The organism is Ensifer sp. Root278, assembly GCF_001429285.1.
In the GTDB taxonomy this organism is placed as follows: Bacteria; Pseudomonadota; Alphaproteobacteria; order Rhizobiales; family Rhizobiaceae; genus Ensifer.
In genome coordinates, this window is the sequence record NZ_LMJJ01000010.1 from 1 (window position 1) to 24,809 (window position 24,809).

The window sequence follows — 24,809 nt, forward strand, 5'->3', positions numbered from 1 at the left end:
AGATGCCGGTGGCCTTGACCTCGATCAGCACTTCGCCGGCCTTTGGGCCTTCGAGTTGAACCGTCATGACCTCGAGCGGCTTGCCTGCCTGAACGGCAATGGCGGCACGTACATCCATCATATTCCTCTTCCTGTTCAAGGTTTTCAGTTATTTCAGGCGGTCAGGCCTATCGGGGCAGGTAGCGTGTAAGACGGGCTTCCAGAAGCCGCACGAGCGTGATCAGCAACAGGTTGATCAGGAGATAAAGCACGCCAGCGATGGCGAATATTTCGAGGATTGCGTAGGTCTGGCTCATCAACCGCTTTGCATGGCCGGTGATCTCCAGAACGGTAATGGTGGAGGCGAGGCTCGTTCCCTTGACGACGAGGACAAGCTCGTTGCCATAGGCTGGCAAGGCTTGCCGGATGGCCAGGGGAAACGTGATCCGGCGAAAGCGGAGGAGCTGCGACATGCCGCAGGCCTGCGCAGCTTCGACGAGCCCTGCCGGAATGGACATGAGGCCGCCCCGCAAGATCTCGGATGTATAGGCAGCGGTGTTGAGCGCGAGTGCCATGACCGCGCAATGGGCGCCATCACCGACGACCCACCAGAGCACAGGATTGTCCCGAACGAACGAAAGCTGGCCGAGGCCGTAGTAGAAGAGGAAGAGCTGTACCAGCAGGGGCGTGCCGCGAAAAACGGTGCTGTAGCCTTTGGCAAAACTGCTCATGGCCCTGTTTTTCGACAAGCGCATGACCGCAAGCGCCAGGCCGAGGTTAAAGCCAATGGCGACCGAGGTGATCGTCAGGATCGCGGTGAGCCACAGTCCCTTGGCGAGGGTCGGAACTGCGAGGAAAACGAGTTCGAAATCCATGACCTATTTCCTCGTACGGGGGCGCAGAATGCGTTCGATCCAGTCGAAACCACCCTGGCTGACCAAGGTGATTGCGAGGTAGACGAGAGCGGCGATGAAATAGAAGATGAAGGGATGGCGGGTGGAGCCCGCGCCGACAAACGCGGCTCTCATCAATTCCTGCAGGCCGACCACGGAGACGAGCGCGGTGTCCTTGATCGTGGTCTGCCAGACATTGTTCATGCCGGGAACGGCGATCCGCAGCATCTGCGGCGCGATAATGCGGCGAAAGATCCGCCTGCCGGGAATCCCGAGTGCGCGCGCCGCCTCGATATGCCCGCTCGGAATGGCTGCCAGCGCCCCTCGCACGACTTCTGTCGAATAGGCCCCCGATATGGCGGCGATTGCGACGACCGCGATGGTGAAGGCGTAACCGTTGCCGGCCAGTCCCTCGTAGCCGAACGCCGCAGCCACTCGGGCCACGAACTCGACGGAGGAAAAAAAGAGGAGATAGATGATCAGAAGTTCCGGCACGCCGCGCACGACCGACGTGTAGAAATCCACTGCCAGTGTCAGCGGGAAAATCCGGGCCCATTTAATCAGGCCACAACCAACGCCGATGACGGCGCCAAAGGCCATGCTCGCCATGCCGAGGGCGATGGTGATTGCCGCGCCGCGCAGGATTGCCGATATCCAGCCGCCTTCCCATACCTGCCAAAGTCCAAGTTCCATCGAGCCCGCCCAACCTATGCCTTGTCCTGTCGGATGAAGCCTCCCGAGAAAGGATCGACCTTCCGGCCTTTCGTTCTCCCGGGAGGGTGCTGTTGCCGTTACTGGCAGGGACGGGAGATGTCCGTCTTGAACCAGGTCTGGCTTGCCTTGCCGATCGAGCCGTCGGCGACCAGTTCGCACAGCGCCTTGTCGATACGGGCCTTCAGGTCGGTGTTCTCCTGCGAGATACCGACGCCGATGCCCTCGCCGAGTGTCGGGTCGAAGGTGCTCAGCACCTTGACGTCGACGAACTGGAAGTCCTTGCCGTCGGGGCGGCCGAGGAAGTCCTGAAGGGCGGATGAATCGGCAAATGCGGCCTCGACGCGGCCACTGGCGAGATCGATCTGCATCTGGTCGAGCGTGTCATAGGTCTTCAGGACCGCGGACGAGGCCCGCTTTTCCATGAAGTGCGCATGGGTCGTGCCAGCCTGGACACCGACCGTACGGCCGTCGAGCGATGTCAGCAGCGTCTCGATGTCCTTGACGCCGGCAAGATCGGAATCCTTCTTGACCACGAACATGTTGGCGAGTTCCGCATAACCGACCGAGAAGTTGATCTGCTTCTTGCGTTCGGCGGTGATCGACATGCCGGAAATGATGATGTCGAAACGCTTGGCCTTCAGCGCCGGAATGAGGCCGTCGAAGGCCTGCACAACGAAGTGACACTTCATTTCCAGTTTTGCGCAGAGCAGGTTTCCTACGTCGGCATCGAAACCGGTGACGTTGCCGGCGGCGTCGGCCATGCTCCACGGCGGATACTCGCCTTCCGTGCCGATCGACAATTCTCCTTCGGCTGCGTGGGCCGCGGCGAGGCCGGTGGAGAAGATCGTGGCGAGCAATAGACTTTTCAGCTTCATGTTTTGGTTCCCCTTGCTGAGCATTCTTGTTGGCCCCCGTTCCGGGGGAGGGCCCCGGACGGGTGATGACGGCGGGCTGTCAGAGCGTACGGGCCAGGAACTGGCGCATGCGTTCGGAGCGCGGGTTGGTGAAGACATCCGCCGGGGCACCCTCCTCCTCCACCTTTCCCTGGTGGAGGAAGAGGATCTTGTGCGAGACCTCGCGCGCGAACTGCATTTCGTGCGTGACGAGGATCATCGTATTTCCTTCTTCGGCCAGTTGCCGGATGACGCGCAGGACTTCGCCGACCAGCTCGGGATCAAGTGCTGAGGTCGGCTCGTCGAGGAGAATGAGCTTCGGGCGCATGGCGAGCGTGCGGGCGATGGCGGCACGCTGCTGCTGGCCACCGGATAGCTGCCCGGGGTATTGGGCATGTTTGTCGGAAAGGCCGACTTTCTTCAGCAGGGCGTGGGCGTGATCGACGGCCGCTTGTCGTCCCTCCTTCAGGACGTGCATCGGCGCCTCGACGATGTTTTCGAGGACCGTCATGTGCGGCCAGAGATTGAAGTTCTGGAATACCATGCCGACGCGCGAGCGGATGCGCTCGACCTGGCGGATGTCGGCTGGCGCAGCACCGCCGTCCGGCGTCTTCTTCATGCGGATTTCTTCGCCGTCGATGACGATGCGCCCGTCGTTCGGTTGCTCGAGCAGATTGATGCAGCGCAGGAAGGTGCTTTTCCCCGAGCCGGAAGAGCCGATCATCGACACGACCTCACCCGGCTGTGCAGAGACGCTGACGCCGTTGAGCACGGAGAGGGGGCCGAAGCGTTTGTGGATGTCGTGCACCTCGATCGCCGGTCTTTCGCCAAGCCTTGGGCCGCCGGACTCCGGATGGGCGACGACGATGACTGCGGCTGCGGTGGGCACGGATTTTTCCGGTCGCGCACCGCCTAATGCCTTGAGATCGGCAAAGGCTCGGTCGAAGTGGCGCAAGGATGCCTCAAGACAGGCGCGCTGCCAGTCGGCGTCTTCGGGAATGAAGGCGGCGCACAGGTCCTTCTTGATCCGGTCGCCGAGCGGCGTGTCGATCTTGCCGAATAGGTGGAGCCAATTGTCCGCCTGGACCGCATCCGAGACTGTGGCGCCGTCGAGGGTGCCGCATTCGACGACCAGCGGCAGGACGCGCGCCTTCGGCAGCGCACCGCACACGGCGGCCGAGACGTAGCCTGTGGCTGTCGCGGCGATGCCGGTATCGGTCGTCGCATCCTCCCCGGTAACGACGACCGAGAGCGCGGGACCGAAGATGCGTCGGCCCCATTCCAGACCGGCGTGCTCGCTCTCGGCGACCGAGAGGAGGGCGGGGTAGCCGTAAGGCCCTGCGCCTGTGTGCAGGTCGAAGATGACAACCTCGGCCGCCTTCTGTGCGAATGTCGACAGGATCTCGATCAGGGTTCGGTTCGACCAGACCGGACCGTCGCCGCCATAGAACAGGCCGTCCGGAAAGTCGTATTGTCCCGCTTCCACAATCGGAGCGATGCCGGCGTAGCCACCGAGCCTCCGCTTGGCGTCTTCGTATGCTTCGATTGCTGCGTCACGCTCCGGGCCGTCCCAGGCGCGACAGACCAGGGCCCTGTGCAATGCGGCGTAGCGTTCGTTCTTCGGCGGCGCCTTTCGCCAGTCGATGAAGTTGCGATTGAGATCGACATTGTCTTCGTTGACACGGCGCGCCCATGCCGTGCCCCAGGGGTTGATGAGGTGGATCGCCAGAACGGCGGTATCGTCAGGAAGTTTCCAGGGAGAGTTCTGCGAAAGCCACGCGCTCTGGCAGGCCGAGCCGAAGGGACCTTCAACGCCATGCGTCCCGGAGATCAGTACCATCAGCTTTTCAGCATCGTTGCGCCCGAGATAGGCAACGTCAGTCGCTAGGCGCTCTCCCTTCGGACCGTGCAACGGGTGTAAATATTCGACCAGGCTAGCGCCAGCGGTGCGCGCGGCGGCGAGAAATCGAGCGCGCAAGGCGGAAAAGTCACCGGTGAAAAGGCCGGATGGCGCTGAAGGGGACATGCGATGGGGCTCCCGGTTTGCTCTGGACAGGCTTGCGTTTCCGCTCATTTGTTCGTTCCCTTGAGGCCGTGCCAGACCCCCTTTTTGTGTTTTGGCTTGAAGCGCGCGCGGCAGCCGTCACGGCCTGGCGAGGCTGCGAAGCGCATCCAGAAAGCGGTCGTTTTCCAAGGGAGTGCCGATCGTCACACGGATGAAGGTGTCGTAACCTTCCTCCTTCCATGGCTTGACGATGATCCCCTTTGACAGGAAGTGATCGAACGCGATCGGGCTTTCCCGCCCGACATCGATGAACAGGAAGTTCGTCTGCGACCTGGCCGTCGAAAGCCCCATGGCGGCCACAGCGTCGGCGACGCGCTCCCTCTCGTGTTTCAACCTCGCGACCGAAGACCGCATCCATGCTTCGTCGGCAAGCGCTGCGACGGCTGCGACCTGCGCGGCGGCATTGACGTTGAACGGCGTCTTGGCGGCGCTCACCGCCCGGGCGAGCCGGACATCGGATGTCACGGCATAACCGACCCGCAGGCCTGCAAGCCCATAGGCCTTGGAAAAAGTCCTGAGCACCACCCAGGAGAGGTTCGTCGCCGAGAGCGCGGCAAGGCCGTCGGGCGTGTCTTCGTCCGTGAACTCGAAATACGCCTCGTCGAGCACGAGAAGCGTTTCATGCCTGACTGCCGCGAGAATGCGCGTCAGCCCCTCGTGATCGAGCGCCGGACCGACCGGATTGGACGGGGACGAGAGGAAGAAAATCGCCGGCCCGCGCTCGAGCATGGCGATGATCGCCGGTATGTCGAAATCGAGATCCGGCCGTATACCGACCTTCTCGACGCTTGCGCCATTGGCAAGCGCCTCGATCTCGTGCAGCCCAAAGCCGGGACAGACCGTTGCCACGAATGCACCGGGACGCAGCACGGCGCGACAGATTGCGGCGATCATCTCCTCCGAGCCGTTCCCGGCGACGATCCGGTCGGGGGAAACGCCGAGCTTTTGGCTGAGCACCGCCCGCAGCGCCGTACAGGCGGGGTCGGAGTAGCGGGAGGGCTCAAGGTTTGCGAGCGCGGCTGTGACACGCGGTGAACAGCCGTCCGGGTTCTCGTTGCTGGCAAGTGCTGCGATGTCTTGCCGACCGCTCTGCCGCCGCGCCGCAGCGATGTTCATGCCCGCGTTGTAGGGCGGAAGGCCGGCCACATGCGGATTGAGCGGGAGCTCGGTATGAAGCGGTTTCGTCACGGATCTTCCTTCAAAGCTTGGACATCTGGATGGCGCCACGGCCATTCGGACAGTGCAGTCAGAGATCGAGCACGATCGAGGACTTTGGCCTGGTGCAGCAGAGCAGCACCCGGCCGTCCGGCACCTGATCGAGAGGCTCCTCGAAGTAGTCGACTTCACCTGAGACGAGGCCCTGCTCGCAGGTGCCGCAGACGCCCGCCCGGCAGGAGAATTTCGGCTCGATCCCCTGCGCTTCCAGGAACGCGAGGATGGAGTCGCTTGCGCTGTCCCAGGTAAGGCTGAGGCCCAATTTGTGAAGGACGACGCAGGGGGCTTCACCGTCGATCACTGGCTTGGGGGTGGAAGCCATTTTCGATCGCTGCGCGGTCTGAGCGGTCTCCGTCAACAGGCTCGCCGGCCCGAAGAACTCGTAGGCGATGCGCTCCTTAGGCACCCCGAGGCCGGTCAGAATGCTGTAGAGCGCCTGCATGAAAGGTGGCGGCCCGCACATGTAGATGTCGTAGTCGTCGAGCGGCAAAAGGCTCTGAAGCGTGCCGCGCGTCAGGAAGCCCGTTGAATGGCAGCGGGCAACCGTGAGATCGGCGCCTTCGGCGAAACGGTAGCAGTAGTGCACGGTGATACCGGGCCTGAGAGCGGCGAGATGTTCGACCTCGTCCCGCAGTGCGTGGACGGCTGCACTGTCGCAGGCATGGATGAACCAGACCGGGCGGTTGGTGTCCCTGGCCAGCACATCGAGCATCGAAACTGTCGGCGTCAGCCCGACGCCACCAGAGAGAAGGACGACGGGCCGGGCGCTCGCGCTGTCGAGCTTGAAGGCGCCGCGCGGCGGGTCGATCTCGACGACCGCACCCGGCTCGATCTGGTCGTGCAGCCAGCAGGAGCTCAGACCATCAGGCAAATCCTGTGCCGGTGCGGCCTCACGCTTCACGGTGATCCGGTAGGTTCCCTCCTCGCGTGGGGAAGACGAGACGGTGTAGTTGCGCAGGACATGCCCGCCCTTGCGATCGGGAACACGCATCGTCAGGAACTGTCCCGCCTCGAACGACCGCCAGTGCTGGTGTTCGAGTGGGGCAAGGCGGAAAGAGGTGATGGTGGCGCTTTCGCGTACCTTCGAGATGACTTCGAAGGGACGGAAGCGCGAGGCGGCTGCATCGAGCATCCGGACCGCTCCCTACTCGGCTGCGACGCTGGAGGGATCGGTTTTCGTCTCGGCGGCGATCAACTGAGCCAGCTTGCGCCGGAAGCGCATCGGGCCGACGTCGATTTTCAGGTCGAGATTCGGTGTCTGCTGGTTCGCCATTCCGTGATGAACCGCTTCCAGAACGACGCGGTCCTCTTCGAAAGCGCCGCGCACGGACTTAGCAAAACTCTCGGAAACCTTGACGTCATCAGGCGCAAAGTTGCGCATCTGGAACCAGTAGTACTTGGTCCGGTTTTGATCGACCGGCGTCATGAAGTTGTAGCTGTCCATCAGGAATGTATTTTCCGGCAGCGCGCGGCCTTCGCCGCCGGTGTGGGCGGGGGCGAAGATAGCCTTGATGATCGCGTTGCTCGGATAGCGCACCTCATAGTGCTGCTTGCGGTCAGTGTTGCCCTTGAACAGCAGGAAGGGCGCATAGAACGGGGCCGGTTCGGAATCGATCATCCAGCGCCAGACGGTGACGCCGTCATCTTTCACGGTCGTCTCAAGCGGCGTTTCCTCGCAGGCGGAGCTGGCGAAGGACGACTGGTGGACCCAGGCGACATGGGACGGATCGAGTAGGTTGTCCGTCATGTAGAGATAATTGCAGTTCAGCGTCATCGACTCGCCGCGATTGATGCCCCAGGCGGGGTCGCCGAAATGCTCGACCTCAAAGATATCCTTCGGATCCGCCTTGTCGGCATCTCCCATCCAGACCCAAAGCAGGCCGTATCGCTCATGGATCGGGTAGGAACGCACCTTGGCGACATGCGGGATCCGCTCGGCCCCCGGCACGCGTGTGCAGATGCCCGAACAGTCGAAGGTGAGGCCATGGTAGCCGCATTCGACGTCGTCGCCCTTGATGCGCCCCATGGAGAGCGGCAGCTTGCGATGGGGACAGGCATCCTCGAGCGCGGCGGCCTTACCGTCCTGCTTTCGGTAGAGGACGATGTTTTCGCCGAGCATCGTGACGGGCTTCAACTCGCGGTCGACCTCGTGATCCCAGGCTGCGACATACCAGGCGTTCTTGAGAAACATTTCGCTCTCCTTGCGTTTTGTTAAGCGAATGTTCGACGTTTTTTACGTGCCAACAAGTTGCCAGCGCCTGCGTTCTTTTTTAGATTTTCTAAATTGGAGCGAATGGCTGAAGGAGTGCTTTACGATGCCGAACCCGTCCTTGCGCGGCTTGCAGGCCTTTGAGGCGATCGGACGATGTGGCACTGTCACAGCTGCGGCGGAGGACCTCGGCGTCTCGCCGGGCGCCGTGAGCCAGTTGGTGCGAAACCTGGAGCACTGTCTTGGCCTGACGCTATTGGAAAGGCGCGGACGCCGCGTTGAGCTTTCTTCCTGGGGCCGGTTGTACTATCGGGAAGTCGCCAAAGGCTTCCAGCAGCTCTCCCATGCTGCCAATGTTCTCACCCGCGCGCGCAACGAGACCGGGATCGTTCTGAGCGCGCTGACGTCGGTCGCCAACAAGTGGGTCAATCGCAAGATCTTCGACTGGCAAACGCTCTGTCCGGAATCGAGCGTCCGCATTCTCGGGCAGGAACAGGAGCCTCGCATCGGTGCCGATCAAGTGGATTTCCGTATTACCTACGGCCGGCGCTCCTATGTGCATGAGCACGTAGCCACGTTGTTCACGGACTGGATGGTCCCTGCCTGCTCGCCGACGCTGCTCGCCGGACGCAGCCTTGAAACGCCGCGCGACATCCTGACGTTTCCGCTCCTCCATGTGGAATGGGAGGCGGACTACAAGGCTTCTCCGCAATGGAACGACTGGGCAACCCTGGTGCACGCCGATGGGGCTAAGAAGTTCTCCGGCCTCTCCTTCACCTTGTCGAGCAGTGCGATCGACGCGGCCGTGAACGGCAGGGGGTTCGTTCTTGCGCAAGTCTCCATGATCAAGGATGAGATCGCCTCTGGATCTCTGGTTGTGCCCTTCGACATTCGTATGAAACTGCCCGAAAGCTATTATCTCGCCTGGGATCGGGCCGCCCTCGAAAAGCCGTTTGGACAGAAGTTTCACAAATGGTTGCTTGGGGTTGCTAGACAGCAAGACCAAATGTCAGATCCAGGCCCTCGTTCGAACCGGCTAACATGAGAATTTAGTCTCAATAAGAGTCTTGTCTGCCCTCGGCTGGGGCGTGGTGGGCGGTTCGATTGCGTTCAAGGAGAGGGATAGGAGACATCCGTGCTGCCGGCTTCCGCTCGTCGAGTGATCTGAACGCCCGAGGAGCGTCAGGAGCTGATACTTGGTCAGTGCGACCCGAGCGTCTCAATTGGGCCGGAAGGAGACTGGCCGCATCTGGAGAGTTGGTCAGAAATGCCGACTTAGCGCAGTTGCAGTTCGGGTCTCCCCCGGAACGCAATTTCGCGAACAGAACTGGGCACTTCCGCCGAAAGCCCCCGCTCTCCGCCCGTCACCAGGCGTTCAAGAACCGTCCGCTTTCCGTGGATACTCATTTCCGTGTTGTCCACTTCGACGCCGTCGGTCACAAAGAAGGATGACGGCTCGATGGAGGTGGAGATCGCCTGGACATTACCTCTGACCATTTGTTGACTCACCCGCGGTCGAACAATAACTTACGAACTCGGTCGTTAGGCTTGTCCTCACATGACGGATCAGTCTCTTCAGCGTCGCCTTGCCGCCATCGTCGTTGCCGATGTGGTGGGATATTCACGCCTGATGGAGGCTGATGAAGTCGCAACGCTGGCGAACCTCAGGGAACTCCGTTCTGGCGTTATCGAGCCGGCTGTGATGCGCCACAACGGTCGCATCTTCAAGCTCATGGGCGACGGATTCTTAATCGAATTCGTTAGCGCGGTGGACGCGGTCACAGCAGCGTTGGAAATGCAACGGGCCACCACTGCTGTTGAGGCTTCCGGAGACCGGCGCCTGCTTTTGCGTGTAGGCGTCAATCTGGGAGATGTCATTGACGACGGTTCAGACGTCCTCGGCGACGGCGTCAATGTCGCGGCGCGCCTGGAGACGCAGGCCGCACCGGGAGGTATCTGCATTTCAGCCAAAGTTCACGGCGAGATCGTCGGCAAGATCGGCGAGCGGTTCTTTGATGCAGGCGAACGCTACCTAAAGAACCTGACTCGCCCGGTCCACGTGTGGCATTGGCCGGATGCGCTGCAGAGCATATTGCCGCTGCCCGAATGTCCCTCGATCGCTGTATTGCCGTTCACGAATATGAGTGGGGATGAAGCGGACGCGCCTTTCGTCGACGGCTTGACCGAAGACCTGATCACCGACCTTTCCCGTACGGCTGGCCTGTTCGTCATCGCGCGCAATTCCGTGTACGGCTACAAGGGCAAGCCGGTCGACGTACGGCTGGTCGCCCAGGAGCTCGGCGTCCGCTACGTCCTCGAGGGGAGCGCCAGACGCGCAATGGGCCGTGTCCGCATCAATGCCCAATTGATCGACGCGCTTGGCGGCCAGCACTTGTGGGCCGACCGGTTTGACAGGACGGTGGAAGATGTTTTCGAATTACAGGATGAAGTTAACGCGAAGATCGTTGAAGCCCTCGTCGGCCGGCTGAGCATCCCGACGCAGCGCAATCGGCCGAAGAACTTTGAGGCGTACGATCTGTGCGTGCGCGCCCGCCTCCTGACGGAAGAGTCGCCGCAAACTGAGCGTGAGGCCTATATGCTGCTCCAACGCGCGGTTGAGCTCGAGCCATCATATGCCGAGGCGCTCGGTCTGCTCGCCTATAACCGTTGGCTTGCCTGGACTCATTTCGGCGAGCCCGAAGATCCTAACCGTCGGATGGCGGCGATGTTCGCGCAGAAGGCGGTCGACCTAGATCCCAACGATGCCGGCTGCCGTTACGTTCTGGGGACCATTTTGGCTTATGAGCGGCGATGGGAGGAATCGGAGGCCGCCTTCGCCAAGGCCCTGGAGCTGGACCCCAACCACGCCGACACCTGGGCCGCCATGTCGGACATGTCCGTGCTGGACGGCAGGGTTGCCGACGGACTAGCGCAGATCGAAAAAGCTCTGCGGCTCAATCCCTATCCAACCTGCTGGTATCTTTGTCATCTTGGGCAGGCGCAATACGCCGCGCGTGACTATGAGGCGGCAACCGCTACACTCCGCAGGAAAGACACGTATCGTACCAACTCACGCAAATTCCTGGCTGCTTCGCTTGCGCAGTTGGGCCACCGTGAGGAGGCGCGGCGAGAAGCAGAATTGTTCCTGATCACCCACCCTCATTTCACGATCAGCCATTGGCTCAGCTCCCAGCCGCTGCGCGATGCATCTGTACGAGACCACTTTGTCGACGGCTTCCGAAAGGCTGGCCTGCCGGAGATGTGATAGCGGTGGGGGCAATCCCGACGCGTTCGAGGACTTGATCAACGGATATGCGCTGCGCGAGAACGGCGGTCTGGATCGCAGTTTCGCAAAGCATCCTGTCTTCATTGCTACGGGGTCATCTCCACCATGATGCAAGGCGGGTGCCAGCTCACGAGCCAAAATCCCAAAATTGACTGCTCAATCTTGGCTATGCGATCTTGAACGACAGCAATGTAAGCATTCGCGGAGGGCCCAGCATCAAAGCATCAACGTTATCGCTGAGGTTCGCAGTTCTGACGTCGGTCAGATCGTAGTCCGCACTACCCCACTCCATCTTGATCAATCGGCGACAAGGTTTGTTCGAGTACATCGGTCCGCATATCGGTCACTTCCCTGTTTTGCCATAGGTGCCGACTAGCTCGGTTCCGGCAATGACGTGATCGCGCATTTGCGCTTCGATTTGGTCCTTGCTAGCCGCCGCCGATAGGGTGAGCCGGTCATCGAGTGCATAGAGCTTGAAGAAGTAGCGGTGCACACCGATCGGAGGACAAGGGCCGCCATACGCATTGCTGTTCCACCCATTCCTCGCTGTCTGAGCGCCTGATGGCAGTTGCGAAATCCCTTCCACAAGCCCCTTCAGATCGGGGGGCAGATTGAAAACAATCCAGTGTATCCAGGTCATTTTCGGATGGGCCGGATCCGGCGCGTCCGGGTCGTCGACGATCAATACAAGGCTTCTGGTTCCGGTCGGGATGTCTGTCCATTCGAGAGGCGGGGAAATACCTTGCCCTTCGCAGGTGTAAAGCCTGGGAATGGTTCCGCCATTGTTAAAGGCGGGCGATGCGATAGTGAACGCCATATGGAGCCTCGGCGAGTTCAAGAAACCGTTTCGTTGCCGCACGCACGATATACCCGTGCCCACGCAATCTGTGGGCGCCTCCAGACCAACGACAGCATCGGCCTATTGGCGCACGATGTCCAGGATGTCGACCCGCAACCAGTTTCAGCATAATTCTATAGCGACCCATATCTACACGCTGCCTGCGAGTGTCAGCAAAATTAGCGCGAACGTCTGTCGATGATAAAGGACGTTATCATAGGATATCGGATGGACGATGATGCCAACGCCCCACATATGGTGGGAGCGCAAATAGCTCCTTGCAGTTGCGGGTTTACGGTTCGAATCCCTTCACATCAGGATTTTTGTCAATGGTTCATTCAGATGACATCGAGGATCTACGCTCGGAAAAGATCATCGCCTTTTCCCGTCAGAACCTCTCCTACAGCGAACGCTATTTCTCCGAGATGTTCGAGACCCATGGTCTGACCGGCAACATCGCCTCTGCGACGACACCTTCTCGCTGGTGTCGCTCGTCTCGGCAGGCCTTGGCATCGGCTTTGCACCGGAATGGACGAAGGATCTTCCGAACCGCAACTTCGAGCTCGGGCCCGTGCGTGGCGTCGATCTGGAGATCGGGCTTGGGGTTGCCTGGAACAAGGAAGACCGGACGACATCATCGACATTGCCCGGTCGCTGACGCGCCCGGGCAGGTGAGGGCGGCGCCTGATATTCGAGCGCTGGTGGAAGCCAGAACACTATCATCGTGCGGCTTAAAATGGTTGAGCCTCCGCAGGGGGTGGAGACTCAACCAAGGTGCGCGTTCGTAAATTGAGGGGCGCGCTCTACCCCACCGTCACAGCGGCGGCCTTGAGCGTTCATCAAGCTATCTGCTCTTTTTCGGCTTCGACGGGAGCAGGCCTTCGCGTTGCATTTGCTTGCGGGCATTCTTGCGCTGGCGGCTCACCGCCTCGGCTTTCTCGCGCGCTCTCTTAACCGAGGGCTTTTCAAAAGCCTCGCGCATCCGCATTTCACGAAAAATGCCCTCGCGCTGGAGTTTCTTCTTCAGAACGCGGAGCGCCTGATCGACATTGTTATCACGTACTAGAACCTGCATTGGCCGCTCGTAGGTTGGAAAAGGTCGCTCAACTTACAAGTTTTCGAGCTGATTCCTAGTTCACAGTTCGCAGGAATTCGAGCTTTCTAAGATGTAAAGCGAGGCGACGCTGAAACCGGGTCAGGTGCGAAATTATGGAGCAAGTGCCACAAGATTCCGATGAAGGCCGATGCTATCTCCTGAGGGTGCCTCGAGAGTGTTGCGTATGGTCGAAGTCGTAGACGAATTGAAAGCGAAACTGGGTGAGATCGATGCCCGGATCGAGGAGCTGCTCAGCGCGCCAGTGGGTTCGAAGTCCCGAAAACCGACCCCCGCGCGGCGGACGCCATTCCTTGCATCGACTACGCCCTCAGACTGAGCCCCCGCGAGGCTTTTCTCGTCGGATCGGTCGCCTTCTCGACCTATGCGGGACATCTTGGCGTCCGTCTGCCTGCTGCGTCATTCCAGACCGGAGATGCCGACTTCGCCCAGGACTATGCGAACTCGGCCGAAGTAGAGGACAGCCTTCCACCTATTCTCGAAATCCTGAAGGGCCTCGATCCGACATTCCGGCCGATCATGCATCGCTCGGGGTCACTGCGTGTGACCAGCTTCATCAATCGCAGCGGCTACAAGGTCGAGTTCTTGACCGGAAACAGGGGATCGGATGACCACATGGACAAACCGGCCGATATGCCCGCCCTTGATGGAGCCTCGGCCGAACCGCTGAGATTCCTGGACTTCCTGATCTATGAGCCGATCAGAGCCGTCATGCTGCACAAGTCAGGCATCAGCGTGATCGTACCAGCTCCGGAGCGCTACGCGATCCACAAGCTGATCGTCGCCAGCCGCCGCGTCGTTGACACGCTTGGTTCCGCGAAACGAGACAAGGACTTGAGGCAGGCCGTTCTCCTGTTCGAAGCACTCGATGTCGCCAATCGGCTCAATGAGCTGTCGGACGCACTGCATGAGGCATGGGAGAGGGGAGAGGCCTGGCGCTACGCGATCAAGACCGGGATCGGCTACATGAGCCGCGCTGATCGGGCGTAGGCGGAAGCGTTGTTCAAGGAGCTCGCCGTCGATCCATTCAAGGAAGATAGGTAGGGGCGGCTATTTCACAGATTTATCCGGGATGAGACTTCAAAGTCGGCGTTGATCTTCACGACGAGTACTTTGCCGAGTTGCCTGATACCTTCACGGAAACCTCGTCCTTGGATTTGAATGGCGTGATCGGTTTGATCTCAACGTGATCGTTGCCAAGCCTACCATCGGCACCCTCCGTAGGTGATGGCGCCGAAGAGTTCTCCTATGTCTCCGTACACATTGGGGTGGGATCGCGGGTTCGATTCCCATCAAGGCGAGGGACTCGCAGTCGGCTTGCCGCCGTGTCGCTTGGGCAAGCGCCTGTCGTGGAGAGCGGGCACTAGTTACCACGGTGCCTGACAGCGGCACTGCGACAAAAACCGGACAATGGACCGTCGCCGTTGCGGTTATGACTCATGCACTAACCGCATAGTAGCCATTCGTTGCGCTAGCCGTGCCGAATCCCGCTCTGGGAGGTCGGAAGTTGCTACCCGGAGTCAATAATCAATAACCAAGATGGTAGACGTCCGCCCGGCGGACTGGTCGCGCGCGACCAATTCCCACTAGCAAAGATCCCAGACGCGATGACGCTGCGCGAACGCTCGGATTTGATAACGTCAGTTGCGAGTGGGCTTGTGGCGACCGCCGAGAAGCCGCAGGAAATCCGAAACGACAGATTTGCGGCGACCTTGATCGGTCTGGCTAGGATCATAAACGGCTGCGCTGGCGACGGTGTTGCCTGCCGCCAGGACTGGATCGTCGCAGTCGGAACCGACTTCAGCGAATTCGCCACAGCACCTCGGGTCCCGCCTCCCTAGAAATCGGCGACCTTACCCCAGGCAGATTTTCGGAAGCGGTCCGGATGGTACGCGCGTGGGTCGACGATTGGCTCGTCACCAGTGACGATGTCGGCGATCAGGTGACCGGCGCCGGGACCAATGCCGAAGCCGTGCCCGCTGAAGCCGGCGGCGAGGATGAACCCCGGTATGGCGGCGATTTCGCCGATGCCAGGCACACCGTCCGGCGTGCTGTCGATATAACCCGCCCATGCGGCGGTGATGCTGGTGTTCTTAAGGTCGGGCAGGAGGTCGAGCGCGCGCGAATGGGTGAGGCGAATAGTGTCTTTATCGACTGCAGGATCAAGAATACGCATGCGCTCCATTGGCGTCGGGGCATCGAGGCGCCAGCGAGTCAGGCTCTCGTGACCGGAACGGAAGCCTTCGGTGCCGCCGGGTGCAAGGCTGCGCCAGCGCCGGGCGAACATCGGCAGAAACTGCGGCGCGAAACGCAATTGCTGCGGCGTCGGATCGACACGGCCGCGGCCACTGATGGCGAGCGTGTAGCCGCCGTCCCCGCGGCGCGTCACCGAAACGGCGGCCGTATGCAGCGCATCCGGAAGGCGGATGGCGCCTGGCGAGACGGCCAGGATTGATGATCGGATCGCGGCTTGGGGAAAGCGGATGCCGAGCTGACGGCAGAAGGAGGAGGCCCAGGCGCCGCCGGCAAGGATCGCCGTCTTCGTGCGGATGGTGCCATGCTCGGTAACGACACCAGAAAGGCGACCGCCTTCTGTCTCTATGCCGCGGGCGGCGCAGGACTGATGCACGGTGCCGCCGAGCTTGAGGATCGCACGTGCGACCGCGGGTGCCGCACTTGCCGGATCGGCGGTGCCGTCGGTCGGCGAAAAGACGCCCCCCTTCCACGGCTTTCCGGTGGCGCGGCCGCGTTCGGTCGCCTCGGCTCTGTCGAGCATATACGTTGTGACGCCGAGCGCACGGGCAAAGTCGCGCCAGCGGGCCCAGCCGGCCAGTTCCTCTTCGCTGTTGCTGAGGTAGAACAACCCGCAGCGTCGGAAGCCGGTATCCTCGCCGCTCTCGGCGGCGAAACGCTCCCAAAGATCGAGGCTCTTCGTCGCCATCGGCAATTCGCGGGCGTCCCGGTTCTGCTGGCGGCACCAGCCCCAGTTGCGGCTCGACTGCTCCGCGCCGATCCGGCCCTTCTCCACGACGGCTACCTTTAATCCGCGGCGGGCAAGATAGTAGGCCGCAAACACACCGACAATGCCGCCGCCGATTACCACGGCATCGGCGTCTTCGGGCAACTGCGGCGTTGTGTCGATGAGTTTCAGCGGTGCGGGCATGGCGTGACCTCCGTTACGACCACAGTCTAGCGGCTTTGGCGCAACGGCGTTGCCGGACTACGACTGCGCGCAGCACAAGATTCCGTATTGCGGGAGCAATGCCGCCCTTTCTGCTTTGGCCTATAATGCCAAACGAAATCGACACGACTCTCCAGTGTGTTAAGGTCATAGCTGGGAACGTCGCAGCACAATCTGCTGTTCCGTTGGCCACTTAGCAAGGGGGAAGGCGCGCCATGAAACTCGACCGGATCGACATCAAGATTCTGTACGAACTGCAGAAGAATGGCCGCATCACCAATGTGGAACTCGCCGAATTGGTCAACCTGTCGCCGAGCCCCTGTCTGATGCGAGTCAAGAAGCTGCAGTCGGAGGGTTACATTGAGGGCTATTCGGCGCAGATCAACGTCAGCAAGCTCGGGCAGACCCTGACAGTATTCACCGAAATCACGCTGAAGAACCACCGGCAGATCGACTTTGCCCGGTTCCTGGCGGCGATAGACAAGGTCGACAACGTTATGGAATGCCATCTAGTGTCAGGAGGCTACGACTACCTTCTAAAATTCGTCACGGCCGGGATCGGCGAATACCAGACGATCATGGAGCGCCTCACCGACATGGACGTCGGCATCGACAAGTATTTCAGTTTCGTCGTCTTGAAGTCGCCGATAGTCAAGGTGCACATGCCACTGACCAGCCTGTTTCGGATGTAGGATCTTGGGATCGGTTTGCGCCGGCTTGCGCGGCCGACGCTTGCGATTTGGCCCGCTCCTCCGGTGCCTCACCCGACAAAGCATGATGTCGTCCGCGTCTCCTTCTGTCCGCCTTCGGGCTGAGGCGATGACAGCAGGTTGGGATGAGCCGGCGCCTCAGCGCCGGCAATAGGCTCGCACGAGCTCCGGATCCTGTTCGAGCCCATCGAGCCACGTGGGATCGAGCCTCGGCACCGACGAGAAGAGCAGTTGCGAATAGGGGTGTTGCGGTGTCTTGACTTTCGCCGGCGTGATTTCCTCTAACTTTCTGCCACCATACATCACGACGATCTCGTCGCAGATCGCCTCCACCACGGAGAGGTCATGGCTGATGAAGATGTAGGAAAGACCGAGCTCGCGCTGCAATTCCTTGAGGAGATCGATGACGGCGGCCGCGACCACGGTGTCCAGTGCAGAGGTGATCTCGTCGCACAGGATCAGCTTCGGCTCGGCGGCGAGGGCGCGGGCGAAGTTGACACGCTGCTTCTGGCCGCCCGAGAGCTCCCCCGGGCGGCGATGACGCAGGTTGCGCGGCAGGCGCACCATGTCGAGCAGCTCGTCGATGCGTGCGCTGCGCGCCTTGGCATTCATGCCGTGATAGAAGGCAAGCGGCCGGGCTAAGATTTCCTCGACGGATTTCGCCGGATTAAGCGCCGTATCGGCATATTGGAAGACGATCTGCATTTCGCGCAGTTCATCGCGCGAGCGCGCGTGGGCGCTGCGGCCGAGTTCCTTGCCGTCGAAGACGATCTTGCCGACAGCGGCCGGCAATATGCCGGCGATGGTGCGCGCGAGCGTCGACTTGCCGCAGCCGGACTCGCCGATGATACCGAGGTTGCGCCCCTTCTCCACCTTGAGACTGACATGCTCGACGGCGCGCACGAGGGGCAGGCCGTCGGCCTGGGCCTGGCCGTAGCCTGCGACAAGATTTTCGATTTCGAGCAGCGGGGCCGGACCACTTTCTGCCGCGCCCGCAGCGCCACGGGGTTTCGGCTCGAAGGCGGCGAGCAGCTCCCGCGTGTAGGGGTGCTTCGCGCCGTCGAGGATCTCTTTGGTGGTGCCGATCTCCTTAGTCTCTCCGCCTTTCAAGACGACGATGCGGTCGGCGATCTGGGCGACCACGGCGAGGTCGTGCGAGACGTAAACGCCGGCGATGCCGCCTTTCTTCATGACCGACTTGAAGGCGCGCAGCACCTCGATCTGCGTCGTCACGTCGAGCGCCGTCGTCGGCTCGTCGAAGATGACGAGCTTCGGGTCGCCGATCAGCGCCATGGCCGCAGAAAGCCGCTGCAACTGGCCGCCGGAGACCTGGTGCGGATAGCGGGTGCCAATCGTTTCGGGCTCAGGCAGCGACAACGCCCTGAAAAGCTCGACGGCACGGAGGCGGGCCTCGTCGGCGGACATAAGCCCATGAATTCGGGTGACCTCGATTACCTGGTCCATGATCGTGGCGGCCGGGTTGAATGCGGCGGCGGCTGATTGCGGAACATAGGTGACCTCGGTGCCGCGCACCCTGGCGCGCTGCTTTTCGCTCAGCGTCACCATGTCCTTTCCGGCGACGGAGACGCTGCCGCCGGAGATGCGACAGCCGGGGCGGGCGTGGCCCATCAGCGTGAGCGCGATCGTCGTCTTGCCGGAGCCGCTTTCGCCGATCAGCGCCACGATCTCGCCCTCGGCAATGTCGAAGCTGACGCCGTTGATGATCTCGACGCGTCGGCCGGAATCGGTGGTGGCTTCGACCTTCAGGTCACGGATTTCTACGAGATTGACCATCATTCGCTCCGATCGCGGATCTTCTTTGGCAGGTTGTCGATCAGCAGGTTGACGCTGATGGTGAGGCTGGCGATCGCAAAGGAGGGAGCCATCACCGCCGGTGCGCCAAAGGGCAGGCCGCCGATGTTTTCGCGCACAAGAGCCCCCCAGTCGGCATAGGGCGGCTGGACGCCAAGGCCGAGGAAGGAGAGGCCGGAGAGCAGGAGAACGATGAAGACGAAGCGGATGCCGAGGTCGGCAAGTACCGGTCCGACGATGTTCGGCAGGATTTCCGAGCGGATCAGATAAAGGGTACTTTCGCCTCGGATGCGGGCGACGGTGATGAAATCCATCGCGTTGATGTTGACGGCAAGCGCGCGGGCGAAACGGTACGCGCCGGGGATATAGATCACCGACAGCGTCAGGATCAGCACGGGAATGGAGGAGCCGACGGCAGCGACGATCACAAGGCCGAACAGCTTGCTCGGGATCGAGCTGAGGGCGTCGAGGAAGCGGCTCAGGACCGTGTCGAGCCAGCCGCCGGCGACCGCTGCGATCATGCCGAGCATCACGCCGCTGAAGCAGGCGATCGTAACTGCCGCAAGCGAGATGCCGACCGTGTAGCGGGCGCCCATCAGGATTCGCGAGAGCATGTCGCGGCCGAGATAATCGGAGCCGAGCCAGAAGTCGCGGCTCATCGGGCCGAAGTAATCGAGGTCGACAATTTCGCCGACAGGGTAGGGGATGATCAGCGGCGCGAAGATCGCGATCAACACCCATAAAAGGATGACCGAGAGACCGACCATGCCGATGATGTTGAAGCGATAGCCGAGCCGGGTTCCGGAAATCCGGTCAGACTTGGTCTCAGAACTGGTCATTGTCATCGGAGCCTCGGATTGGAAAGAATGGCTATGATATCGGCGGCCGTGATCAGGAGCAGGTAGCCGAGACAGAAGATCATCGCGCAACTCTGGATCAGCGGCAGGTCGCGAGTGGCGACGGCGTCGACCATCAGCTTGGCAATACCTGGATAGTTGAAGATGGTCTCGACAATGATGACGCCGCCGAGCAGGTATGAGAGCGAAAGCGCGACCGCGTTGACAATCGGGCCCAGAGCGTTCGGCAGCGCATGCCGAAACACGATGCGCGGCCGCGAGGCGCCCTTGAGCAACGCCATCTCCACATAGGGCGTGTTGAGCGTCTCGATCACCGCTGCCCGGGTCATGCGGATCATTTGCGCCGAGATGACGAAGGTAAGGGTGATCACCGGCATGGCATAGATGCGCAGGAGGTCTGTCAGCGAGGTGACTTCGTTCGCGAAGGAGAGCGCCGGTAGCCATTTCAGGTAGACGGCGAAGATTAACACCGCGGAGGTCGCTATCATGAATTCCGGCACTGAGATGACGCCGATCGTCAACACGGTGACGGCACGGTCGTACAGCGAGCCACGTAGCATCGCCGCGGTGATGCCGAGCGTCAGCGCGATCGGCACCGAAAAGAGCGCGGTGACGCCCGCGAGCTGCAGCGTATTGATGAAACGCCCCCCGATCAGATCCGCGACCGGCATCTCATTGGCATAGGAGGTGCCGAGGTCGCCCTGCAGCAAACCAACGATCCAGCGCAGGAAACGGAAGATCGCCGGGTCGTCGAGATGCATGGCCTTGCGCAGACCTTCGACTGCCTCCGGCGTGGCGGCCTGGCCAAGCAGGATCGTCGCTGTGTCTCCCGGCAGGAGCGTCGTGGCGAAGAACACGGCGAAGGAGACGATCACCAGCGTGATCAAGGCGATGAGCAATCTGCTCAGCACGAGTGATAGGACACGGTTGTTCACGCGCGTTCCCTTTCGGCATTCGAGATTTCAAACCAAAAGGGTCAGAGCTGCAACCGAGGGGCTGCAGCCCCGACCGTTCGCCTCATCAGGCTTCGAGCCAGACATATTCCGCGAAAGCATAACCCATCTGGCCGCCAAGCGGGTTGGCTTCCAAGCCCTTGAGCTTGGCGGTGATCGCGTCGACGTTGGAGATATAGGCCGGAATGATGGTGCCGGCTTCGCTTGCGACCATCACCTGCATCTCGTTGTAGATCGCCTTGCGCTTCTCCTGGTCGAGCGAGCCGCGCGCCTCGATCAGCATCTTATCGAATTTCTCCGACTTGTACTGGCTTTCGTTCCAAGGCGCTTCCGTAGTGTAAAGCAGCGAGAACAGGATGTCCGGTGTCGGGCGCGGGTTGATGTTGCCGAAATGGATCGGCGCCTTGAGCCAATAGTTGTCCCAATAGCCGTCGGCCGGTACGCGCTGAACGTCGAGCTTCAGTCCGATCTCGGCAGCGGAAGCCTGGATGATCATGGCCATATCGATCGACGAGTTCGCCGCCTCGGATGCGATCACCGGGATCGACTGACCGAGAATGCCGGCCTTCTCGAAATGGAATTTCGCCTTTTCCGGATCGAACGCCCGCGGCTTCAGGTCGGCATTGTGGTAGAAGTTTGCCGGGGAAACCGGCTGGTCGTTGCCGACTTCTCCGAGGCCGCGGAGCGCCGACTTGACGATCTGCTCGCGGTTGACGAGGTACTTCATTCCCTCGACGAAGTCCCGTTTGCTGCCGGGCTCCAAGTCCATGCGTATGTTGAGATTGGTGTAGTTGCCGGAGGTGGTTTTCGAGAGTACGAAGCCGTCGCCTTGGGCCTCGACCAGGCGCATCGAGCGCGGATTGATCGTAGCGGCGAGATGGATATCGCCCGAGAGCAGTGCGTTGACGCGCGAGCTATCGTCGCTGATCGCGAAGTACTCGAAGGAGTCGACGTTCGGGCCGGACTTCCAATAGTTCTTGTTCTTGATGCCGACCGAGCGCACGCCGGGCTCGAAGACTTCTCTCACGAATGCGCCGGTGCCGTTGCCCTTGGAAAAATCCGTCGTGCCATCGGCGACGATCATGAAGTGGTGCATCGACAGGATGGTCGGCAGGTCGGCGTTCGGATTTGCGAGCGTGATCTCGACCGTCTGCTTGTCCACAGCCTTGAAGCCCGTCATCTGCGCGGCGATCTTCGCGACCTTCGAACCGACGGATGGATCGAGATGGCGTTTCAACGAGAAGACCACGTCCTCGGCGGTCAACGGCTTGCCGTCGTGGAAAGCGACGCCGCTCCTCAGTTTGACCGTCCAGGTCTTCGCATCCTTGGACTCGATCGCTTCGGCGAGCTCCATCTGCGGGGTGCCGCTCTTATCGAGGAAGGTGAGACGGTTGTAGAAGGAGCAGCACCGGACATAGTCGGTGGAGAGCGATGCCTTGGCCGGGTCGAGCGTGTCGGCGGTCGAGGACGACCAGCCGGCCGCTTTGAGCGCGCCGCCGGAGACCGGCGTTGCGGCAACCGCGTTGGAGGCGCGGCCGAGCACTAGACTGCCGGCGGAGAGGGCAACGCCACCGGCGAGCATCATCTGCAGCAGTTCACGGCGCGTTGCTCCGCGGCGGATGGCGTTTTCGACCATGGCGTCGTCGGATCTGGTCCAATTAATGATTTTGTCGTTCATGTCATTCCCCTTTTCGTCTGTTGGTGGGCTGCCCGTCTTCCGTGGGCTTAGACCCATCCGGTGAACTGGTCAGCTACGTGCGACGGCCGCGGCATCGGCAAGGCCGGTCATGGAGGTGAAGTGGTAGTCGGGTTCGGTGAACTCGGCCGGCTCTATGGTGCCGCCGTAACCTTTCTGCCCGTGGCGCCGCTCGATCCAGCAGTTGGTCAGCCCAAGCTTCCGCGAAATGCCGATGTCGTGGTACTGGCTCTGGGCGACATGCAGGACGTCGTCCTTCGAATTGCCTTCCGAGCCGACGAAGTCGAAAACCTTCTGAAAGAAGGCGGGGTCAGGTTTTTCGGTACCGGTATCGTCGGCGGTGAAGGCGGCATAGAAGGGATCGCCCAGTTCCTTGGCGAAGAAATCGAATGCCCAGCGGCGCGCATTGGTCATAGCAACAAGCCGGTAATTCTTCGCAAGGCGCTCCAGCGCTTCGGCGCTGTCTTCGAAGGCCCTCCAGTTCCCGGCGGAGTCCCTGAGACGCTCGCCATATTTCCGCTCAGTCGGAAGGCCGAGCTTCGGCGCGATTTCGAGATAGACGCGCACCAGATCGTCCGGGAAGAGGTCGGCGTCCTTGGAGTAGCGCGCCGCGCGGTAGAGGCTGAGCGCCTCCTCACCATCGATGGCGACACTGGCCTCGGCGGCGATGCCGGCGAGGCAATCCTTGAGGCCGCCCTCGAAGTCGATCAGCGTGCCGACGACGTCGAAGGTCATGTATTTGAATTCGGGCAGGCTCTTGTGCACATCGATTCCCCAGTTTTTTCGCGTCCCAGGTCGGAACGCCGACTTCATGAAGAAGAATATTCTGTTCCCGTCGGCGGGATGTTTTCCCCGCTCTTGCTGGAAAGGCCGCATATGCTGGGATCCGGCCGCTTCCTTGATTTGAGTTTGGCAGTTGCGCCGCGCCGGAGTCTCCGAAAGGGCGCCGTGGCGCGGCACAAAATTTCGAATATGGCGGTTCCGCGATATATCGCGTCAGTCGTCCATCAGGCCCTCAAAGCCTGGCGAACATCCGGGTCTTCCAAGGTCTCGTCCAATGTTTGGCGGGTGCGCTCGACAATCGCGTCGATCTCCGCGGCGGTGCAGCAGAGCGGCGGCGCATAGCCGAGCACGCCATTGGCGAAGGCGCGGATGACGAGGCCGTTTTCCCAGGCCCGGTCGAAGATGCGGCGCGCCGGCTCCGCGGCCGCCGGCAAAGGGGTCTTCCTCGACTTGTCGACGACGAGCTCGACGGCGGCCAGCATGCCGCGGCCGCGCACATCGCCGACAAGGGGATGGTCCCTCAGGCTTTCGAGACCTTCCATCAGCCGTGCACCGGCCGTGACGCCGTTTTCCAAGAGGCCGTTCTCGTAGAGCCTCAGCACCTCGAGGCCGACAGCGGCGCTGACCGGATGTGCCGAATAGGTGTAACCGTGGCCGACGGCGGAAGCGCCGGCGCCGTCGGCAATCGTCTGATAGACGTGGTCGGCCATGAACACGGCCCCCATCGGCACATAGCCGGACGTGAGACCTTTGGCCGTGGTGATGAAGTCCGGCACGATCTCGTCCTCGGTAGAGGCAAAGAGCGGTCCGGTGCGACCGAAGCCGGTAATCACCTCGTCTGCAACGAAAAGGATGCCGAGCTCGCGGCAGAGTTCGCGCATCGCCTTCATCCAGCCCTTGGGTGGCACCAGCACGCCGCCCGAGCCCTGGATCGGCTCTGCATAGAAGGCAGCGACACGCTCGGGGCCAATTTCCCCGACCTTGCGCCGGAGAGCGGCCAGCGACGCCTCGATGATCGCCTGCGGGCTCTCTCCCACCGGATTGCGGTAGGCATAGTGAGACGGAATTTTGTGTTGCCAGTCGAAGGGAATGCCGAAGCCGGCGTGGAAGGCCGGCAGCGCCGTCAGCCCGGCGCCGACCGTCGATGAGCCGTGATAGCCTTGCTCGACCGAAATGAACTGATCGCGTTGCGGCTGGCCGCGGGCAATCCAATAATAGCGGATGAAGCGGATCGTGCTGTCGACGGCGTCGGAGCCGCCGAGCGTGAAATAGACGTGGTTGAGATCGCCCGGCGCGCGCTCGGCGAGTTCCGAGGCGAGGCGGATCGCGGGCTCGGAGCCGAGCCCGAAATAGGCCGTCGCATAGGGAAGCTCGCGCATCTGCCGGGCGGCCGCTTCGACGATCGCTTCGTGGCCATAGCCGGCATTGACGCACCAAAGGCCGGCAAAGCCGTCGATCAGTTGCTTGCCCGAAGCGTCGGTGACCGTCGCGCCTTTTGCCGAGGCGAGTACGCGCACGCCGAGTTTTTCATGGCCGCGATAGGAGGCGACCGGATGGATGAGGTGGGCGCGATCGAGTTCGATGAGGGAATTGCTGTACATGATGATCTCC

General features: G+C 61.4%; 20 protein-coding genes and 3 pseudogenes. 5 read left to right on the forward strand and 18 right to left on the reverse strand.

Annotation, left to right across the window (positions count from 1 at the left end; translation table 11 throughout):
* The 8 genes and pseudogenes from ASE60_RS34510 to ASE60_RS10425 form a co-directional block, all read right to left on the reverse strand.
* A pseudogene (locus tag ASE60_RS34510) lies at positions 1 to 118 on the reverse strand (S-(hydroxymethyl)glutathione dehydrogenase); the annotation flags it as partial.
* A 49-nt stretch (positions 119 to 167) separates the two neighbouring features.
* A complete protein-coding gene (locus ASE60_RS10395) occupies positions 168 to 854 on the reverse strand; it encodes an ABC transporter permease subunit (protein ID WP_057249947.1) in 687 nt (228 codons plus the stop codon).
* 3 nt (positions 855 to 857) lie between these two features.
* Positions 858 to 1,565 carry an ABC transporter permease subunit gene (locus ASE60_RS10400; RefSeq protein ID WP_057249949.1) on the reverse strand — a complete coding sequence of 236 codons (708 nt, stop codon included), beginning with the start codon at positions 1,563 to 1,565 and terminating at the stop codon, positions 858 to 860.
* A 98-nt stretch (positions 1,566 to 1,663) separates the two neighbouring features.
* Positions 1,664 to 2,461 carry a transporter substrate-binding domain-containing protein gene (locus ASE60_RS10405; RefSeq protein WP_057250142.1) on the reverse strand — a complete coding sequence of 266 codons (798 nt, stop codon included), beginning with the start codon at positions 2,459 to 2,461 and terminating at the stop codon, positions 1,664 to 1,666.
* 79 nt (positions 2,462 to 2,540) lie between these two features.
* Positions 2,541 to 4,505, reverse strand: a complete 1,965-nt coding sequence (locus tag ASE60_RS36025) for a DUF2817 domain-containing protein (protein ID WP_082615802.1) — start codon at positions 4,503 to 4,505, stop codon at positions 2,541 to 2,543.
* A gap of 117 nt (positions 4,506 to 4,622) precedes the next feature.
* Entirely contained in the window at positions 4,623 to 5,732 is a 1,110-nt protein-coding gene (gene hisC, locus ASE60_RS10415; protein WP_280137706.1) for a histidinol-phosphate transaminase, read from the reverse strand.
* A gap of 58 nt (positions 5,733 to 5,790) precedes the next feature.
* Positions 5,791 to 6,891 (reverse strand): FAD-binding oxidoreductase, encoded by a 1,101-nt coding sequence (locus tag ASE60_RS10420; protein ID WP_057249952.1) that lies wholly within the window; start codon positions 6,889 to 6,891, stop codon positions 5,791 to 5,793.
* A gap of 12 nt (positions 6,892 to 6,903) precedes the next feature.
* The gene (locus tag ASE60_RS10425; protein WP_057249954.1) at positions 6,904 to 7,950 is read right to left on the reverse strand and encodes an aromatic ring-hydroxylating dioxygenase subunit alpha; all 1,047 of its coding nucleotides are present in this window, start codon (positions 7,948 to 7,950) and stop codon (positions 6,904 to 6,906) included.
* Positions 7,951 to 8,074: 124 nt separating this feature from the next.
* Here ASE60_RS10425 and ASE60_RS10430 point away from each other — a divergent pair, with 124 nt between their 5' ends.
* The gene (locus tag ASE60_RS10430) at positions 8,075 to 9,013 is read left to right on the forward strand and encodes a LysR family transcriptional regulator (protein WP_057250148.1); all 939 of its coding nucleotides are present in this window, start codon (positions 8,075 to 8,077) and stop codon (positions 9,011 to 9,013) included.
* Between the two features lie 230 nt (positions 9,014 to 9,243).
* Here ASE60_RS10430 and ASE60_RS10435 read toward each other — a convergent pair whose 3' ends face one another.
* The gene (locus ASE60_RS10435) at positions 9,244 to 9,465 is read right to left on the reverse strand and encodes a hypothetical protein (RefSeq protein WP_057249957.1); all 222 of its coding nucleotides are present in this window, start codon (positions 9,463 to 9,465) and stop codon (positions 9,244 to 9,246) included.
* A 61-nt stretch (positions 9,466 to 9,526) separates the two neighbouring features.
* Here ASE60_RS10435 and ASE60_RS10440 point away from each other — a divergent pair, with 61 nt between their 5' ends.
* Positions 9,527 to 11,233 (forward strand): adenylate/guanylate cyclase domain-containing protein, encoded by a 1,707-nt coding sequence (locus ASE60_RS10440; protein WP_057249959.1) that lies wholly within the window; start codon positions 9,527 to 9,529, stop codon positions 11,231 to 11,233.
* A 364-nt stretch (positions 11,234 to 11,597) separates the two neighbouring features.
* Here ASE60_RS10440 and ASE60_RS10445 read toward each other — a convergent pair whose 3' ends face one another.
* Entirely contained in the window at positions 11,598 to 12,071 is a 474-nt protein-coding gene (locus ASE60_RS10445; RefSeq protein ID WP_057249961.1) for a YbhB/YbcL family Raf kinase inhibitor-like protein, read from the reverse strand.
* Positions 12,072 to 12,439: 368 nt separating this feature from the next.
* Here ASE60_RS10445 and ASE60_RS10450 point away from each other — a divergent pair.
* Positions 12,440 to 12,767 (forward strand): annotated as a pseudogene (locus tag ASE60_RS10450) (LysR substrate-binding domain-containing protein); the annotation flags it as partial.
* A gap of 169 nt (positions 12,768 to 12,936) precedes the next feature.
* On the opposite strand, the gene rpsU reads toward ASE60_RS10450, so the two are convergent.
* A complete protein-coding gene (gene rpsU, locus ASE60_RS10455; RefSeq protein WP_057249963.1) occupies positions 12,937 to 13,167 on the reverse strand; it encodes a 30S ribosomal protein S21 in 231 nt (76 codons plus the stop codon).
* A 375-nt stretch (positions 13,168 to 13,542) separates the two neighbouring features.
* On the opposite strand from rpsU, the pseudogene ASE60_RS10460 reads away from it, so the two are divergent.
* Positions 13,543 to 14,196, forward strand: a pseudogene (locus tag ASE60_RS10460) (GSU2403 family nucleotidyltransferase fold protein); the annotation flags it as partial.
* 847 nt (positions 14,197 to 15,043) lie between these two features.
* On the opposite strand, the gene ASE60_RS10470 reads toward ASE60_RS10460, so the two are convergent.
* A complete protein-coding gene (locus ASE60_RS10470; RefSeq protein ID WP_057249967.1) occupies positions 15,044 to 16,369 on the reverse strand; it encodes an FAD-binding oxidoreductase in 1,326 nt (441 codons plus the stop codon).
* A 233-nt stretch (positions 16,370 to 16,602) separates the two neighbouring features.
* Between ASE60_RS10470 and ASE60_RS10475 the strand changes: the two genes are divergently transcribed.
* Positions 16,603 to 17,079 (forward strand): Lrp/AsnC family transcriptional regulator, encoded by a 477-nt coding sequence (locus ASE60_RS10475; protein ID WP_057249969.1) that lies wholly within the window; start codon positions 16,603 to 16,605, stop codon positions 17,077 to 17,079.
* 156 nt (positions 17,080 to 17,235) lie between these two features.
* On the opposite strand, the gene ASE60_RS10480 is transcribed toward ASE60_RS10475, so the two are convergent.
* The 6 genes from ASE60_RS10480 to ASE60_RS10505 all read right to left on the reverse strand — a co-directional run bounded on the left by ASE60_RS10480 (position 17,236) and on the right by ASE60_RS10505 (position 24,799).
* Positions 17,236 to 18,891 (reverse strand): ABC transporter ATP-binding protein, encoded by a 1,656-nt coding sequence (locus tag ASE60_RS10480; RefSeq protein ID WP_057249971.1) that lies wholly within the window; start codon positions 18,889 to 18,891, stop codon positions 17,236 to 17,238.
* Positions 18,891 to 19,754 (reverse strand): ABC transporter permease, encoded by an 864-nt coding sequence (locus ASE60_RS10485; RefSeq protein WP_057249972.1) that lies wholly within the window; start codon positions 19,752 to 19,754, stop codon positions 18,891 to 18,893. Before ASE60_RS10485 ends, ASE60_RS10480 begins: the two co-directional genes overlap by 1 nt.
* Positions 19,751 to 20,701, reverse strand: a complete 951-nt coding sequence (locus tag ASE60_RS10490; protein WP_057249974.1) for an ABC transporter permease — start codon at positions 20,699 to 20,701, stop codon at positions 19,751 to 19,753. The genes ASE60_RS10485 and ASE60_RS10490 overlap by 4 nt, the downstream gene beginning before the upstream one ends.
* An 85-nt stretch (positions 20,702 to 20,786) precedes the next feature.
* The gene (locus ASE60_RS10495; protein ID WP_057249976.1) at positions 20,787 to 22,397 is read right to left on the reverse strand and encodes an ABC transporter substrate-binding protein; all 1,611 of its coding nucleotides are present in this window, start codon (positions 22,395 to 22,397) and stop codon (positions 20,787 to 20,789) included.
* A 69-nt stretch (positions 22,398 to 22,466) separates the two neighbouring features.
* Positions 22,467 to 23,180: an HAD-IA family hydrolase gene (locus ASE60_RS10500; protein WP_057250150.1), complete on the reverse strand. Its 714-nt coding sequence runs from the start codon at positions 23,178 to 23,180 to the stop codon at positions 22,467 to 22,469.
* A 242-nt stretch (positions 23,181 to 23,422) separates the two neighbouring features.
* Positions 23,423 to 24,799: an aspartate aminotransferase family protein gene (locus tag ASE60_RS10505; RefSeq protein ID WP_057249978.1), complete on the reverse strand. Its 1,377-nt coding sequence runs from the start codon at positions 24,797 to 24,799 to the stop codon at positions 23,423 to 23,425.
* Positions 24,800 to 24,809: the final 10 nt, after the last annotated feature.